Raw genomic sequence first — 15,672 nt, 5'->3', positions numbered from 1 at the left:
CTATGAGCTTCCGCAGGCGAAGGAGTAACCGTGTTCGCCCGTTCACCTTCACAGGTGGGCGGACGCCGTCACGGCATCCGCTGATGGTGCAGACCCTGGTCTCGACGTCCGAGCCCGGGCAGGAACCTCCTGGCACCCTCATGCCGGAGTCGATCAGTATCTACAAACTGTGCCGGGAGACGCGGTCTCTCGCTGAGGTGTCGGCCGAGTTGAACATCCCCCTGGGTGTGACCCAGGTTCTGGTCAGTGACCTGGCCGAGCAGGACCTGGTGTACATCCACCCGACCATCACCGGCAGCAGTCCGTCCGAAAACCAGGTTCTGGAGAGGGCTCTTCGTGGTCTCGAACGACTTTTCCAGTGACAACAGGTCGAATCGCAAGAAGATGTCGAGCAAGATCGTCATCGCCGGTGGCTTCGGTGCCGGCAAGACGACCTTGGTGCGCTCGGTGTCGGAGATTCCGCCGGTCACGACTGAAGCGATCATGACCGAGGCCAGCGTCGGACACGACGACACCTCGGTCACACCCGACAAGACGACGACCACCGTCGCGATGGACTTCGGCCGCATCACCATCGACGACGAACTGGTCATGTACATGTTCGGCACGCCGGGGCAGGCCCGGTTCTGGTTCATGTGGGACGATCTGGTCCGCGGCGCCGTGGGCGCCGTCGTCGTGGTCGACTGCCGGAGGCTCGCGGACTCCTTCGACGCGGTCGACTACTTCGAGACCAACAAGCGGATCCCCTACATCGTGGCGCTGAACAAGTTCGAGGGGCACCTGGACTACACCGCCGAGCAGGTCCGTGAGGCTCTGGAGGTCAGTCCGGAGGTGCCCATCATCGACTTCGACGCGCGACACAGGATGTCCGGCGGCGACGTGCTCAAGACCCTGTTGCGGTACGCGCTGGAGCACAACCGAGCGAGTGAGCCCGTCGCCTGACGGGCGGGGGCGTTCGGTCTCCCTCTGGCCGATCCCCCCGCGGCCCCGTAGATTCCCAGGAAAGTTAGCGACACAATGCGCAAGATCCTTATCGTCGGCGCTGGCCACGCCGGTCTGCACCTGGCCCACGGTCTCCTGACCCATGGCTACGACGTCACGGTGATCACGGGGCAGTCCTCGACGGAGATCCGGACGGGGCGATCCTCGGTCACGCAGTTCACCCTGCCCACGTCCCTGAAGCACGAGCGCGAGTACGACCTCGACCTGTGGAGTGTGCTCTGTCCCCAGGTGCGCGACCAGCGGGTCCACCTCTATCCGGGAGGAGACCAGCCGGTCCTGTCCTTCGCTGGCCGCACCGGGCTGGACAACGACTACATGGTGTCGGTGGACCGTCGGGTGAAGATGGCCGACTGGCTGGAGTTCTTCGAGGACCGCGGCGGCAAGGTCGTCATCCACGGCGTCACCGTGACCGACCTCGACTACTTCTCCCGCATGTTCGACCTGATCATCGTCGCTGTGGGTCATGGGGAGCTCGGCCAGCTCTTCGACTACGACGAGAGCCGGTTCAGCGGGGCCAGGCCCCGGTCCATGGCCCAGGCCCTGGTCTACGACGTCTGGCCGGACTCCAAGGACGACGTCAACGTGGGTTGGGCCTCCTCCGCCGCAGAGGCGGGGAACACCATCCTCATGCCGATCCTCAGCCAGGAGGGTCCCTGCCACGCCCTGGTTATGGTGGACAAGCGCGGCGGTCCCATGGACGCCTGGCCGGACAGGCCCGGTCCCGAGGAGCAGTTGCGTCGTATGAAGGATCTGCTGCGGCGTTACGCGCCGGAGTACTACGAGCGCGTCAAGGACGCGGCGCTGGTGGACGGTAACGGCAGCACCCTGACCGACGAGGTCACGCCGCAGGTGCGCAACCCCGTCGGGACCCTGCCGTCCGGTGGCAAGGTTCTCGGGATGGCTGACGTCGTCGTCACCATGGACCCGTACGTCGGTCAGAGCTGGAACAACTCCATGCACTGTGCCAAGGCCTACCTCGAGGCGATCATGGAACACGGGGACCGGGAGTTCGACGAGAACTTCCTGGTCAGTGCGTTCGACCGTTTCTGGGAATTCGGTCTCCACAATCAACTGTGGTCCGAGATGAATTCCACGATGTGGGACCAGGGCCTGCCGGAATACTTCACGGAGCTCATCGCGGGCGCCCAGCGCTACCCGGAGGTCGCGAATCGTTGGATTCGGGGCTGGGACTACCCGCCTGACTACGCCAATTGGCTCCTCGACCCGGAGGAAGCCCTGAAGTTCCTCGCGGAGGTCCGCGCGCGCCACGGAGACTGACGGTTCCGCGTCCGCAGTGTCATGCCCGATGTCTACGGACATCGGGCATTTCCTTTTGGTAACAAACACATGGAAATCTCGTTTTTGTCATGCTCTGAATGTGGGCAAATAAATGACCGAAAACAAGTGTTCCGTTGTCATCTGTCCTGAATCGTCGATACGATCCACCCTGCGTATGGCTCAAAAGCGCATGTGGGGCGTCTGTCCCAGGCGTTCACCAAGCCGTGCGCGGCCTGCCCGTCCCTTCGGTCGGCCATCCGGGTTTCCGAACGCGGAGCCCGGCCGGGGAACTCGTGCCTGTTGCCACCGACCCGACCCACACGGAGACGGCGGTGCGAATTCACGCGCACGGGACCGCGGGTCGACCCCGTAACATACCCCGGGCCAGGACCCGTTCGGGGTGAGGACGTCGAGTTCGACCGGAGGAACGCGATGACCAGGGATGCTGACGGCAGCGACGTCTCCCGCTCGCCCATAGCCGTGGTGGGGTTGGCCTGTCGCCTCCCCGGGGCATCGAACCCGGACTCCTTCTGGCGGTTGTTGTGCGAGGGCCGGGAGGCCATCACCCCGCCGCCCGAGCGCCTCGGCTGGACGTCCTCCCAGCGGGACCAGCACTGGGGCGGCTACCTGGACCGCGCCGAGGACTTCGACGCCGCGTTCTTCGGGGTCTCCCCGCGCGAGGCCGTGGCCATGGACCCCCAGCAACGACTCATGCTCGAACTGAGCTGGGAGGCGATCGAGAACGCGCGCACCGCTCCCGACAGGCTGCACGGATCCCGGACCGGCGTCTTCACCGGAGCGATCTCCTCGGACTACTCGCATCTCCTGCGCGACGTCCCCGCCTCGCACCACAGTCTCACCGGCAGCCAGCGCGGCATGATCGCCAACCGAGTCTCCTACACCCTCGGCCTGCGCGGGCCGAGCATGACTGTGGACAGTGGACAGTCCTCGTCCCTGGTCAGCGTGCACGCGGCAATGGAGAGCCTGCGCAACGGCGAGTGCGACCTGGCCCTCGCCGGTGGTGTCAACCTCATCCTCCTGCCCCAGAGCACCGAGTACGTGGCGCAGTTCGGAGGGCTCTCACCCGACGGGCACTGCTACACGTTCGACTCCCGCGCCAACGGCTACGTCCGGGGCGAGGGCGGCGCCGTCGTGGTCCTCAAACCCTTCGACCGGGCGATGGCGGACGGCGACCACGTTCACGCGGTGCTGTCCGGCGGGGCGGTCAACAACTCCGGCCCCACCGCCTTCCTCGCGCGCCCCGAACCCGAGGGACAGGCGGAGGTCGTGCGCGCGGCGCACCGCCGGGCCGGGATCGACCCCGCCCATGTGGGCTACGTGGAACTGCACGGTACCGGGACTCCGGCAGGCGACCCGGTCGAGGCCGCCGCCCTCGGTTCGGTCTTCGCCGACCGCCAGGGTGCCCTGCGAGTGGGCTCGGCCAAGACCAACGTCGGTCACCTGGAGGGCGCGGCCGGGATCGTCGGCCTGCTCAAGGTGGTACTCAGCCTCTCCCACGGCCTGCTGCCCCCCACCCGGAACTTCTCCGCCCCCAACCCCGCGATCGACCTGGAAGGGCTGGGGCTGGTCCCGCAGACCGCGCGGGAACCCTGGCCGACCGACACCCCCCTGGCCGGGGTGTCCTCCTTCGGCATGGGCGGTACCAACTGCCACCTCGTCCTGGCCCCGCCGCCCCGGCGATCGCCCGACACGTCGCGGAAGTCGCCGGGGGAGGGCGCGCTCGACCCTGTGCCGTGGGTCCTGTCCGCGAGCTCGGAGAGCGCCCTGCGCGCCCAGGCTTCGGTCCTGCACTCCTTCGTTTCGAAACGGCCCGGCCTGCGTCCCGAGGACGTCGGGTACTCGCTGGTCACGACGCGTACGGTCATGGACCACCGGGCCGTCATCCTGGCTCCGGGCGGCAGCGGCACCCGTGAGCTGGAGTCGATCCGGCCCTCCGGTGTCCCCACGGCCGCGAGGGACGGGCGCGGCCCGGTCATGGTCTTCCCGGGTCAGGGCGGCCAGTGGGCGGGTATGGCGCGCACGCTCCTGGACGGCGACGGCCGCCTGGCGAGGGTCTTCGGTCGGCGACTGCGCGAGTGCGAACGGGCGTTGGAGCCCCATGTCGACTGGTCCCTCACACGCGTTCTGCGTGGGGAACCCGGCGCCCCTCTCTACGTCGGGCCCGGGGCCCGCGTCGACGTGGTGCAGCCGGTCCTGTGGGCGGTCATGGTGGCGCTGGCCCGGGTGTGGGAGGCCGTGGGCGTGCGCCCGGCCGCCGTGATCGGTCACTCCCAGGGCGAGATCGCCGCAGCCCACGTCGCCGGGGTCCTCACCCTGGACGACGCCGCCAAGGTCGTGGCCCTGCGCAGCCAGGCGCTCGTCACGCTCGGCGGCAGTGGAGGCATGGCCTCCCTCGGAGTCACTCCGGAGCGGGCCCGTGAGCTCCAGGATGCCCTGCCCGACCTCCATCTGGCCGCGGTGAACGGGCCCGAGTCCGTGGTGGTCTCGGGCTCCCCGGCTTCGGTACGCGCCGCCGTCGACCACTGTGTGGACATCGGCGTGCACGCCGCCCTGGTGGACGTGGACTACGCCTCGCACTCGTCGCACGTCGAACGGGTCCGTGAGGTCCTGCTCGAACAGTTGGCGGGCGTCACGCCGCGTCCGGCCCGGATACCGGTGCTCTCCACCCTGACCGGCGGAGACCCCGGCGCGGACGCTCCGGTCATGGACGGCCGGTACTGGTACGAGGGCCTACGCAACCCGGTCCGCTTCGCGGAGGCGGTGGCGCGGGCCGTGGCAGACGGGCACACGACGTTCGTGGAGGTCGGTCCGCACCCGGTCCTGACCCGAGGGATCGAAAGCGTTCTCGACGCCCACGAGGTGCGGGGCACGGTGCTGTCCACGTTGCGCCGGGACCACGGGGACTCCGCCCAGCTGCTGACCGCCGCCGCGCAGGCCTTCACCTCGGGTCTGGATGTGGACTGGGGGAGCCTGTTCCGGGGCTCAGGAGCACAACGGATCGACCTTCCCACCTACCCGTTCCAGCGGACCCGCTTCTGGCCCGACTCGGTCCCGGCCGTGCGTGCCGCCGAACCGCTGGACGCGGTGGCGCCGTCGCTCACGGACGAACCGGCGGGCCCCGAGGGTGGCGAAGCCGCGAGCCTCGTGGCGTCCCTGAGCGCCAGGGTCCTGGAACTGGACGAACTGGATCCCGCCGACGAGGGACGGGCCTTCCGTGACCTCGGCTTCGACTCCATCATGCTGCTGGAACTGGCCGACCTGGTGGAGGAGGAGACGGGGGTCCGGCTTGAGGACTCCGTCCTCTTCGAGCTTCCCACCCCGGCCGCCCTCGCCGAGCACGTCGCGAGGGAACGCGGCGAGGGACCCACCCCCCCTGAGCGCAGCGGCACCGCCCCGCGCCGCGCGGCCCCAGCAGGGACCGCGCTCGTGGGGACTCCGGTCGGTGACGACCCGATCGCCATCACCGCGATGGCCTGTCGACTGCCCGGAGGGGTGCGCTCCCCGGAGCAGCTGTGGCGCCTGGTGGAGGAGGGGACCGACGCCATCGGGGCCTTCCCGGACAACCGGGGCTGGGATCTGGACGCCCTCTACGACCCCGAGCCCGGTACCCCCGGTCGCACCTACACGCGCAACGGCGGGTTCCTCCACGACGCCGACCTGTTCGACCCCGGCTTCTTCGGGATCAGCCCCCGCGAGGCCGACGCCATGGACCCGCAGCAGCGGCTGCTACTGGAGACCTCCTGGGAGGCCATCCAACGGGCCGGGATGGACCCCGCCAGCCTGCGCGGCGAACAGGTGGGCGTCTTCGTGGGCGCGATGCCCAGCGAGTACGGCGCCCGCCTGGCCGACCCCGTCAGCAGCGCGGACGGGGGATACCGGCTGACCGGGAGCACCCTGAGCGTGGCGTCCGGCCGCATCGCCTACGTGCTCGGGCTCCACGGTCCCGCCCTGACCATCGACACCGCCTGCTCCGGCTCCCTGGTGGCCCTCCACCAGGCGGCCTCCGCCCTGCGCAGGGGGGAGTGCTCCATGGCCCTGGCCGGAGGCGCCACCGTCATGGCCACCCCCGGCATGTTCCTGGAGTTCTCCGCCCAGCGCGGCCTCTCCGCCGACGGTCGCTGCCGTGCGTTCGGCGCCGGGGCCGAGGGAACGGCCTGGGCCGAGGGAGCCGGGATCCTCCTGCTCGAACGGGCCTCCCAGGCTCGTCGCAACGGTCGGCCCGTGCTGGCGCTGCTGCGCGGCAGCGCGGTCAACTCCGACGGCGCCTCCAACGGACTGACCGCGCCCAACCCGGAGGCCCAGGAACGGGTGATCCGCCAGGCCCTTGCCGCGGCCGAACTCGACCCCGGCGAGGTGGACGCGGTAGAGGCGCACGGCACGGGAACACGCCTTGGGGACCCGATCGAGGCCACCGCCCTGATGTCGGTCTACGGCGGTGAGCGTGAACACGACCTCCTCCTCGGCTCCCTCAAGTCCAACATCGGCCACGCCCAGGCGGCGGCGGGCGTCGCCGGGGTGATCAAGACCGTGGAGGCCCTGCGCCACGGCCGCCTGCCCCGGACCCTGCACGCGGACGAGCCGACGGATCGGGTCGAGTGGAGGGACAGCGGTGTCCGTCTGCTGTCCGAAGAGGCCGAGTGGCCCGACACCGGACGGCCCCGGAGAGCGGCGGTGTCCTCCTTCGGGATCAGCGGTACCAACGCACACGTCGTGCTGGAGGGGGTGGCTGACGAAGGTGCCCCGGTCACGGTGCCGGACGACCCCTTCCGACGCTCCCGCCACTGGCTGCTGCCGAGTGGGCCCGAGGTCCGACCGGCGGAATCGGTGGAACGGCTGATCGACGACGGGCTCGGTCTGGCCGACGGGGGAACGGTGTTCCGGGGCAGGGTCTCCGCCTCCGGGCACCCCTGGGCGACGGACCACCGTGTGCTCGGAAGGGTGATGATCCCCGGTACGGCGCTGGTGGACCTGGTCGCCGGTGCCGCGGCGGCGATCGGCGCGGACACCGTCACCGACCTGGTCCTGGAGGCCCCTCTGATGGTGGGTCGGACCGGAGCCGTCGAGATCCAGATCATCGTCGGCTCCCGCGACCCTCGGGGGCACAGCGCGGTCGACGTCTACGCGCGCCGCGAGAGCACGGACGCCTCGTGGACACGGTACGCCTCCGGTTCCGTCGCCGGCCCGACCTCCGGAGGCACGGCCGAGGTGAACGCTCCGGACGCGGGGGAGGGCGTCGGTACCCTCCCACCGGACGACGCCGAGCGGATTCCGGTCGACTACGCCTCCCTGCGGGCTCTGGGATACCACTACGGTCCTGCCTTCCTCGGTCTGAGGTCGGTGTACCGGCACGGGGACGAACTCTTCCTGGAGGTCGAGCTACCGGACTCCGCGGGCGGGAGCGAGGCCTTCCACGGTCCTCACCCAGCCCTGACCGACGCCGTCCTGCACGCCGTACTGGGGAACCGGGGCGCCGCCGAGCGCGACTGCGGCCCCAGGGTGCCGTTCGCCTGGAGCGGGGTCCGGCTGGCGCGCGCCGAGGACGACCGGACGTCCCGGCGCCTGAGGGCACGGCTCACCCCGTTGGGCGACGACCGGTACCGACTGCTGGCCACCGGTCCCGACGGTGAGGGGACGGTCTGGTCCGTGGACGAGGTGGTCCTGAGGCCTCTGTCCGCGGATGCACTCCCCGAAGCCGAGCCGGGCGAGGTCTCCGAACTGTACGAGCTCCGGTGGGAGCAGGTGGACCCCACGTCGGATTCCGCCGCCGAGGAAGTGATCCCCGGAGCCCTCCCCTCGCTGGAGGATCTGGCACCGGGGGCGCCGGTTCCAGACGTCGTCTGCGCCGAACTGCCCGCGCACGTCGTCTACTCCGGGCATGACGCCCTTCCGGACGCGGTCCGCCAGGGGCTGGAGGCCGGCCTGGATTCCATCCGCGGGTGGTTGGCGGACGAGCGCACCGCCCGTTCCCGCCTGGCCCTGGTCACCTGGAGGGCAGTGGCCACGTTCCCCGGTGAACAGCTCCCCGGGGCCGCCGCCGCTCCGGTCTGGGGCCTGCTCCGAGCCGCCCAGCGCGAGCACCCCGGTCGTCTGGTGCTCCTGGACTCCGACGGTTCCGAGGAGTCCCACCGGGTGCTGCCAGCGGCCCTCGGTCTCGACGAGCCACAGATCGCCCTGCGTTCGGGCTCCATACTCGTCCCGCGACTACGGCGCTCCGTGGAGACCCCTGACGGTGTCCTCGCCCCGAGTGGACGCCTGTGGCGCGTGGACACTCGCGGCCCCGACTCACTGGACGCGCTGGAGGCCGTGCCCGCTCGCCAGGCAGGGGCACCACTCGCCCCCCGCGAGGTCCGACTCTCCGTGAGGGCCGCAGGGGTGAACTTCCACGACGTGGTCACCGCTCTTGGAGTGGTCGACGACGGCGTCGGCGTGGGAATCGAGGGCGCCGGTGTCGTCCTGGAGACCGGATCGGAGGTGACGGACCTGGGCCCTGGTGACCGCGTGGTCGGCATGTTCGACGGAGCCTTCGGGCCCTTTGCCGTGGCTGATCGTGATCGCCTGGCTCACATGCCCGAGGGGTGGACCTTCGAGCAGGCGGCGACGGTTCCGGTGGCCTTCCTCAGCGCGTACCACGGTCTGGTGGACCTGGCCGCCGTGCGTCCGGGCGAGAGCGTGCTCGTGCACGCCGCGGCCGGAGGTGTGGGAACGGCGGCCGTCCAGCTCGCGCACCACATGGGTGCCAAGGTGTTCGGTACCGCCAGTCCCCACAAGTGGTCAGGACTGGCCGAGTACGGACTGGCCCCCGAGCGGTTGGCTTCCTCGCGCACACTGGAGTTCGAGGACCGGCTGCGGGAGGCCAACGACGGCCGGGGCGTCGACGTGGTCCTCAACTCGCTGGCCGGCGAGTTCGTGGACGCGTCCCTGCGCCTGCTTCGCTCGCCCAGGGACGGGCGAGGCCCGGGCGGCCGGTTCGTGGAGATGGGCAAGACCGATGTGCGCGCCGCCACGGACGTGGCGGCGGACCACCCCGGCTGCCAATACGAGGCATTCAGCCTGCCCCACGTGGATCCGCGACGGATCGGACACATGCTCGCCAGGGTGATGGAGTTGTTCGAGGAGGGGGCCCTTCGGCCCCTGCCAACCACCGTGTACGACCTGAGCGAGGTCCAGACGGCCTTCCGAGCCCTCCAACGCGGTGAGACCGTAGGAAAGCTGGTCCTTCGCGTGCCCGCGCCCTTCCCCCAGGAGGGCACGGTGCTGATCACGGGTGGCACCGGGGGCCTGGGACACCGCCTGGCCCACCACCTGGTCTCGGCGTACGGGGTCCGCCACCTCCTACTGCTTGGCCGCCGTGGCCCCGACACCCCCGGACAGGAGGAGCGAACGGCGCAGCTGGAAGCGCTCGGTGCCCGGGTGGACGCGGTTTCCTGCGACGCGGCCGACCGCGAGGACCTGACCCGCGTCCTGGACGCGGTTCCCGAGGACCGGCCGGTGCGCGCCGTGGTGCACGCCGCCGGGGCACTCGACGACGCCACGGTCACGGCACTGACCCCCGAACAACTGCGCACGGTACTGCGGCCCAAGGTGGACGCGGCCTGGAACCTGCACGAACTCACCGATGACCTGTCGTCCTTCGTCCTGTTCTCCTCGGCCGTGGGCGTACTGGGCAACCCGGGGCAGGCCAACTACGCGGCGGCCAACGTCTTCTGTGACGCACTGGCACACGTGCGCCGGGACGCCGGTCAGCCCGCCACGTCGCTGTCCTGGGGGCTGTGGGAGGGCGGCGGCATGACCGGCCACCTGGACGAGAACGACCTCGCCACCCTCAGCCGGAGCGGACTCCTTCCGATGCGGCCGGAGGCGGCCCTCGACCTGTTCGACACCGCCATGGCCCGGGACCTGGTTCACGCGGTACCCGCGTGGCTCTCCCCGGTCCCCGGCCTCAGCGTGCTCCGGGACCTCCTGCCCGATCCTGACTCGGAACGCTATCCGATCCCGGCCGCGGGGAAGGGTTCACCCGGTGCCCCGGGGCTCGGCGGTGAGGAACACGACCCGGCCGCGCGCTTCGCGGAGATGGACCCGGGGGAACGTTCCCGGACCCTGCTGCGAGCGGTGCGCGAGCACACCGCCGTGGTGCTCGGCCACCGGGCTGGATCGGTCTCCGAAGTGGACCCGGATCGCCCCTTCACCGAACAGGGCACGGACTCACTCACCAGCGTCGAACTGCGGAACAGGCTCAGCGCCGCCGTGGGTGTACGTGTCCCGGCCACGGCCGTCTTCGACCACCCCAACCCCAGGGCGCTGGCACGGTTCCTCGCGGGTCTCCTCACACCGGAGCCCCCGACCCCGGAAGAGCGGACCGGCCAGTATCGGACCACCACGCCTCCCGGTACGGACGGCGGGGGAGAAGCCATCGACGCCATGGACGTCGACGAACTGGTGAACCTCGCCCTGCGAGGCCCGAGCGTATGACGAGGAGGCTTGAGTTGAGTAGCGAAGACGAACGTCTGGTGACGGCTCTGCGGAGCGCGATGAAGGAGAACTCGCGTCTTCGCGCCGAGTTGGACCATCGGCCCGAGCCCGAGCCCGAGCCGATCGCGATCGTGGCGACCGGCTGTCGGCTCCCCGGCGGGGTGGACACTCCAGAACTGCTGTGGGACATGGTCTCCCAGGGACGTGAGGCCCGGGGGCCCCTTCCGGACGACCGGGGGTGGGACCTCCCGGGGCTGCTGCACGGGTTGGAAGACGAACGGCGCCTCGCCATGGACCGTGGTTCGTTCCTCCGGCACGTCTTCGACTTCGACCCGGCCTTCTTCGGCATCTCGCCGCGCGAGGCCGAGGCGATGGACCCCCAGCAGCGGCTGCTGTTGGAACTGGCCTGGGAGACCCTCGAACGCGGGGGCATCGCTCCGACCTCCCTGGCGGGCAGCGACACCGGGGTCTACGTCGGACTCGCCTACCAGGAGTACGGGCCCCCGGTGCACGGGGAGGCCTCGGACGGGGTGACCCTGACCGGCATCTCGGCCAGTGTCGCCTCCGGCCGCATCTCCTACTGCCTGGGTCTGGTCGGTCCCGCGCTGACCGTGGACACCGCCTGCTCCTCCTCCCTGGTCGCCCTCCACCTGGCCGTGCGCGCCCTGCGCGACGGCGACTGCTCGCTCGCCCTGGCCGGGGGCGCCACCGTCATGTCGGGCCCAGGCACCCTCACCGAGTTCACCCGCCTGCGAGGCGTGGCCCCCGACGGCCGCTGCAAGGCGTTCTCCGGGGGCGCCGACGGAGCCTCCTTCTCCGAGGGCGCGGGGATGGTCGTCCTGGAGCGCCTCTCCGACGCACGCCGCCACGGGCACCCGGTCCTGGCCGTGGTCCGGGGCGGAGCGGTCAACCAGGACGGCGCCTCCAACGGACTCACCGCGCCGAACGGTCCGTCACAGGCCCGCGTGATCGGCCGGGCGCTGGCCGACGCTGGACTGACCCCCTCCGACGTCGACCTGGTCGAGGCGCACGGCACCGGGACACCGCTGGGTGACCCGATCGAGGCACAGGCCCTGATCGACACCTACGGTCGCGGTCGTCCCGAGGGGCGGCCTCTCTGGCTGGGTTCACTCAAGTCCAACATCGGTCACCCGCAGGCCGCCGCCGGGGTGGCCGCGGTGGTCAAGACGGTCGAGGCGCTGCGCCACGGCGTCATGCCGCCCACCCTGCACGCGGAGACGCCCAGCACCCATGTGGACTGGGACGGCGGGGTCCGGCTGCTCCACGAGTCCCGCCCCTGGGAGGACACCGGCAGGCCACGCCGTGCCGGTGTCTCCTCGTTCGGCATGAGCGGTACCAACGCCCACCTGATCCTGGAGCAGGCCCCCGAGCCGCGGGCGGTCGAGACGGGGACCGCGGAGACCGCTCCCGCGGTCACCGCATCGGTGACCGGCGCCACCGTCTGGCCCCTGTCCGCCCGGAACTCCGAGGCGCTCACCGCCCAGGCGGCCCGGCTGCGCGTTCACGTCAGCGACCGACCCGAGCTCGCACCGACCGACGTCGGCCTGTCACTGACCACCACACGATCGGCGTTGGAACACCGGGCCGTGGTCGTGGGTCGCGACCGCGCGGAGCTCCTGGCCGCGCTGGCTTCCCTGGAGTCAGGGACGCCGGGGGCGACCACGGCCACGGGCCGGGCGCGACCCGACCGCCGCCCCGTGCTGGTCTTCCCGGGGCAGGGTGGGCAGTGGGAGGGCATGGCCGTCGAGCTGCTCGACTCCTCCGACGAGTTCGCCCACCACGTCGCCGCCTGCGAACGAGCGCTGGAACCCCACGTCGGGTGGAGTCTCACCGATGTGCTGCGTCGCCGGGAGGGGGCTCCCTCTCTCGACCGTGTCGACGTCGTCCAGCCCGTTCTGTGGGCGGTCATGGTCTCCCTGGCCCGCCTGTGGATGGCGCACGGACTCACCCCGGCCGCCGTGGTCGGACATTCGCAGGGGGAGGTCGCCGCCGCGCACATCGCCGGGGCCCTGTCCCTGGAGGACGCCGCGAAGGTGGTGGCGCTGCGCAGCGCGGCCGTGCTCGACCTGGCCGGTACCGGCGCGATGGCTTCGATCGCCAGCCCCGAGCGGGCCGTGCGCGACCGCCTCGCCTCCTCGCGGGGTCCGGTCTCCGTGGCGGCGGTCAACAGCCCGACGAACACGGTCGTGGCGGGTGTGCCCGACGCCGTGGCACGGGTGGTCGAGGAGTGTGAGGCCGACGGTCTCCGAGCCCGGACGATCGCCGTCGACTACGCCTCCCACACCGCCGCGGTGGACGTCCTGGCGGACCGTGTCACGGCGGGACTCGCGGGCGTCACCCCCGGACGTCCGATGATCCCCTTCTATTCCACCGTGACCGGTGCGGCCGTGGACGACCGTCCGCTGGACGCGGAGTACTGGTTCCGGGGCCTGCGCGAACCCGTGCGCTTCGCCGAGGCGACCCGCGCCCTGGTCGACGCCGGGCACGACGTGTTCGTCGAGGTGGGGCCCCATCCGGTGCTGACACCGGCGGTCCAGGAGACGTTGGAGGAGGCCGGGGCCCGCGACGCGGTGGCGATGGCGACCCTGCGTCGGCACGAGGGCGGACCTGTCCGGTTCCTGACGTCGCTCGGGCAGGCCCACGCCCACGGGGTCGACCTCGACTGGGCGCCGCTGTTCGACCAGAGCGCCGCGCGGGTCGCCCTGCCCACGTACGCCTTCCAACGCCAGCGCTACTGGCGGCCGGGCCCCGGCTCGGTCCCGGAGCGGGGCACTGGTGCGGCACTCACCTCGCTCGCTCCGCCCGACGGCTGGACCTATCGCGAGGAGTGGGTGCCCGTCCCGGAGGGGGCCGTGTCCCCCCCTCCCACGGTCGGGGGTACCTGGCTGCTGGTCGGGACCCGGTTCGGGCCCGCCCTCAAGGAGTGTGTGCGGGGCCTGGAGTCGCGTGGCCACCGCGTCCTGGTTCTCGACCTTCCGGACGGCGCGGATCGGCACGCCGTGAGCTCACTGGTCGGAGATGCGCGCAAGGGTGTCGGGGACATCGCCGGCGTCCTGTTGGCCACCTCCGTGAGTGCTGGCCCCGGAGCGGTCCGTCCTCCGTCCGCCGCCCCCGCCCACCGAGACGCCGTTCTCCTCCTCCAGGCCCTCCTCGACACGGGTGTCGCGGCTCCGCTGTGGTGTCTGACCAGCGGTGCGGTCGAGAGCGGCCGGGGAGCGGGCGACCCCGCCGCCGCGCTGCTGTGGGGCTTCGGCCGCGTGGCGGCCCAGGAGCACACTGATCGCTGGGGCGGACTGGTCGACATCCCCGATCCCGAGGACCCGCACAGCGGGGACGCGCTGGCCTCAGTCCTGAGCGGTCAGGCCGCCTGCGGTGAGGACCAGATCGCGGTGCACGGCTCCAGGGTGCTGGCCAGGAGGCTCGCGCGTGTGTCCCTCGACACCGACACGGCACGCGAGTGGCGGCCCGAGGGCACCGTGCTGGTCACCGGGGGGACCGGCGGACTCGGCGCGCACACCGCACGGTGGCTCGCCGAACAGGGCGCGGAGCACCTCCTCCTGCTCAGCAGAAGGGGGCCGGACGCCCCTGGCGCCGAGGACCTCACCGCCGAACTGCGCGCGGTCGGCGCCGAGGTCACCCTGGTCGCCTGTGACGTCGGTGACCGCGACCGGCTAGCCGAGGTGCTGGACGCCGTACCGGCGCACCTGCCTCTGACAGCGGTCTTCCACACGGCGGCGGAACTCGACGACGCCCCCGTGGCCGATCTCGATCTGGAGGGCATCGCCCGTGTCCTGCGCGCGAAGGCGGATGGAGCCGTGCATCTGCACGAGCTAACGCGAGGGCTGGACCTGTCCGCGTTCGTGATGTTCTCCTCGGTGGGAGCGGTCTTCGGCGTGACCGGGCAGGGCAACTACGCGCCCGCGAACGTCTTCTGTGAGTCCCTCGCCCACCACCGCAGGGCCCTGGGGCTACCCGCGACATCGATCGCGTGGGGCGCCTGGGAGGGTGCCGGGATGGCCGGTCGGGAGGCCGTGGCCGGGCTCCTGCGCAGGCACGGACTGCCCACCATGAAGCCCTCCCTGGCAGTGGAGGGACTGCGCCGGGTCCTGGACCACGACCTCACGGCGTTGGCCGTCGCCGACATCGACTGGCCGCGTTTCCGGCTCGCCTTCACGGCGAACCGTCCCAGCGCGTTGATCACCGACGTCGCCCCGGTCGGCTCCGGCGGCACCACCGCACCCGTTCCCGGAGCGGGCGCCGGGTCCACGTCGGAGCCGGTCGGGGACCTGAGGGCCCGACTGGCCGGGGCCGGGCGCACCGACCGTGTCCGTGCACTCACGGATCAGGTGTGCGACCACGTCGCGGCAGTCCTCGGCTACGGCTCCGGTGACGCCGTCCCGGTGGACCGTGGACTGAAGGACCTGGGCATGGACTCGGTCACCGCCGTGGAGCTGCGCAACCGGCTCACGGTGCTGACCGGAGTCCGCCTCGCCCCGGCCGTCGCCTTCGACCACCCCACCTGTGACGCACTCGCCCGTCACCTTGAGGAACGGGTGTTCGGCAGCGCGGAGCAGATCGTACTGGAGCGTCTTGACGGCCTCGCGACCGCGCTTGACGAGTACGAGGAGACCGACGGTTCACGTGTCGCGGAACGACTGCGCGCCCTTCTGAAGCGCCTGGAACCGGGGGCAGCGGGCCAGACCGGGCGGGACACCGACGGCTCCGAACTGGCGGCGGCCTCGCGAGAGGAGCTCTTCGCGCTCATCGACGAGACCCTGGCCGACTGAGCCCGGCCAGGGTTCCCGGCCCACCGCAGACGAGCCGATGACGGACATCCACCCCACCACAGACCACCCGGCACCAGCGCCGCGAAGCGAATCG

General features: G+C 71.3%; 5 protein-coding genes. All 5 read left to right on the top strand.

What is annotated here, in order from left to right:
- Positions 1 to 2: 2 nt before the first annotated feature.
- The 5 genes from BDW27_RS02200 (at position 3) to BDW27_RS02180 (ending at position 15,578) form a co-directional block, all read left to right on the top strand.
- Entirely contained in the window at positions 3 to 362 is a 360-nt protein-coding gene (locus BDW27_RS02200; protein WP_110048008.1) for a DUF742 domain-containing protein, read from the top strand.
- A 22-nt stretch (positions 363 to 384) separates the two neighbouring features.
- Complete coding sequence (locus BDW27_RS02195; RefSeq protein WP_110048007.1) at positions 385 to 942, top strand: ATP/GTP-binding protein; 558 nt, start codon at positions 385 to 387, stop codon at positions 940 to 942.
- Between the two features lie 75 nt (positions 943 to 1,017).
- On the top strand, positions 1,018 to 2,280 hold the full coding sequence (locus tag BDW27_RS02190; protein WP_110048006.1) for a styrene monooxygenase/indole monooxygenase family protein: 1,263 nt from the start codon (positions 1,018 to 1,020) through the stop codon (positions 2,278 to 2,280).
- Between the two features lie 432 nt (positions 2,281 to 2,712).
- On the top strand, positions 2,713 to 10,770 hold the full coding sequence (locus BDW27_RS02185) for a type I polyketide synthase (RefSeq protein ID WP_110048005.1): 8,058 nt from the start codon (positions 2,713 to 2,715) through the stop codon (positions 10,768 to 10,770).
- 59 nt (positions 10,771 to 10,829) lie between these two features.
- The gene (locus BDW27_RS02180) at positions 10,830 to 15,578 is read left to right on the top strand and encodes a type I polyketide synthase (RefSeq protein WP_110048004.1); all 4,749 of its coding nucleotides are present in this window, start codon (positions 10,830 to 10,832) and stop codon (positions 15,576 to 15,578) included.
- The last annotated feature ends 94 nt before the right edge of the window (positions 15,579 to 15,672 follow it).

Origin of the sequence: Nocardiopsis sp. L17-MgMaSL7 (genome assembly GCF_003182025.1) — a bacterium.
Lineage (GTDB): Bacteria > Actinomycetota > Actinomycetes > Streptosporangiales > Streptosporangiaceae > Nocardiopsis > Nocardiopsis prasina.
The sequence above is the reverse complement of the archived record's forward strand: the minus strand, read 5'-3'. Positions and strand labels throughout refer to the sequence as shown.

Bases quoted from the DNA above. Each gene is read 5' to 3' on its own strand.
- BDW27_RS02200 (WP_110048008.1), top strand. From the start codon at position 3: ATGAGCTTCCGCAGGCGAAGGAGTAACCGTGTTCGCCCGTTCACCTTC.
- BDW27_RS02195 (WP_110048007.1), top strand. From the start codon at position 385: ATGTCGAGCAAGATCGTCATCGCCGGTGGCTTCGGTGCCGGCAAGACG.
- BDW27_RS02190 (WP_110048006.1), top strand. From the start codon at position 1,018: ATGCGCAAGATCCTTATCGTCGGCGCTGGCCACGCCGGTCTGCACCTG.
- BDW27_RS02185 (WP_110048005.1), top strand. From the start codon at position 2,713: ATGACCAGGGATGCTGACGGCAGCGACGTCTCCCGCTCGCCCATAGCC.
- BDW27_RS02180 (WP_110048004.1), top strand. From the start codon at position 10,830: ATGAAGGAGAACTCGCGTCTTCGCGCCGAGTTGGACCATCGGCCCGAG.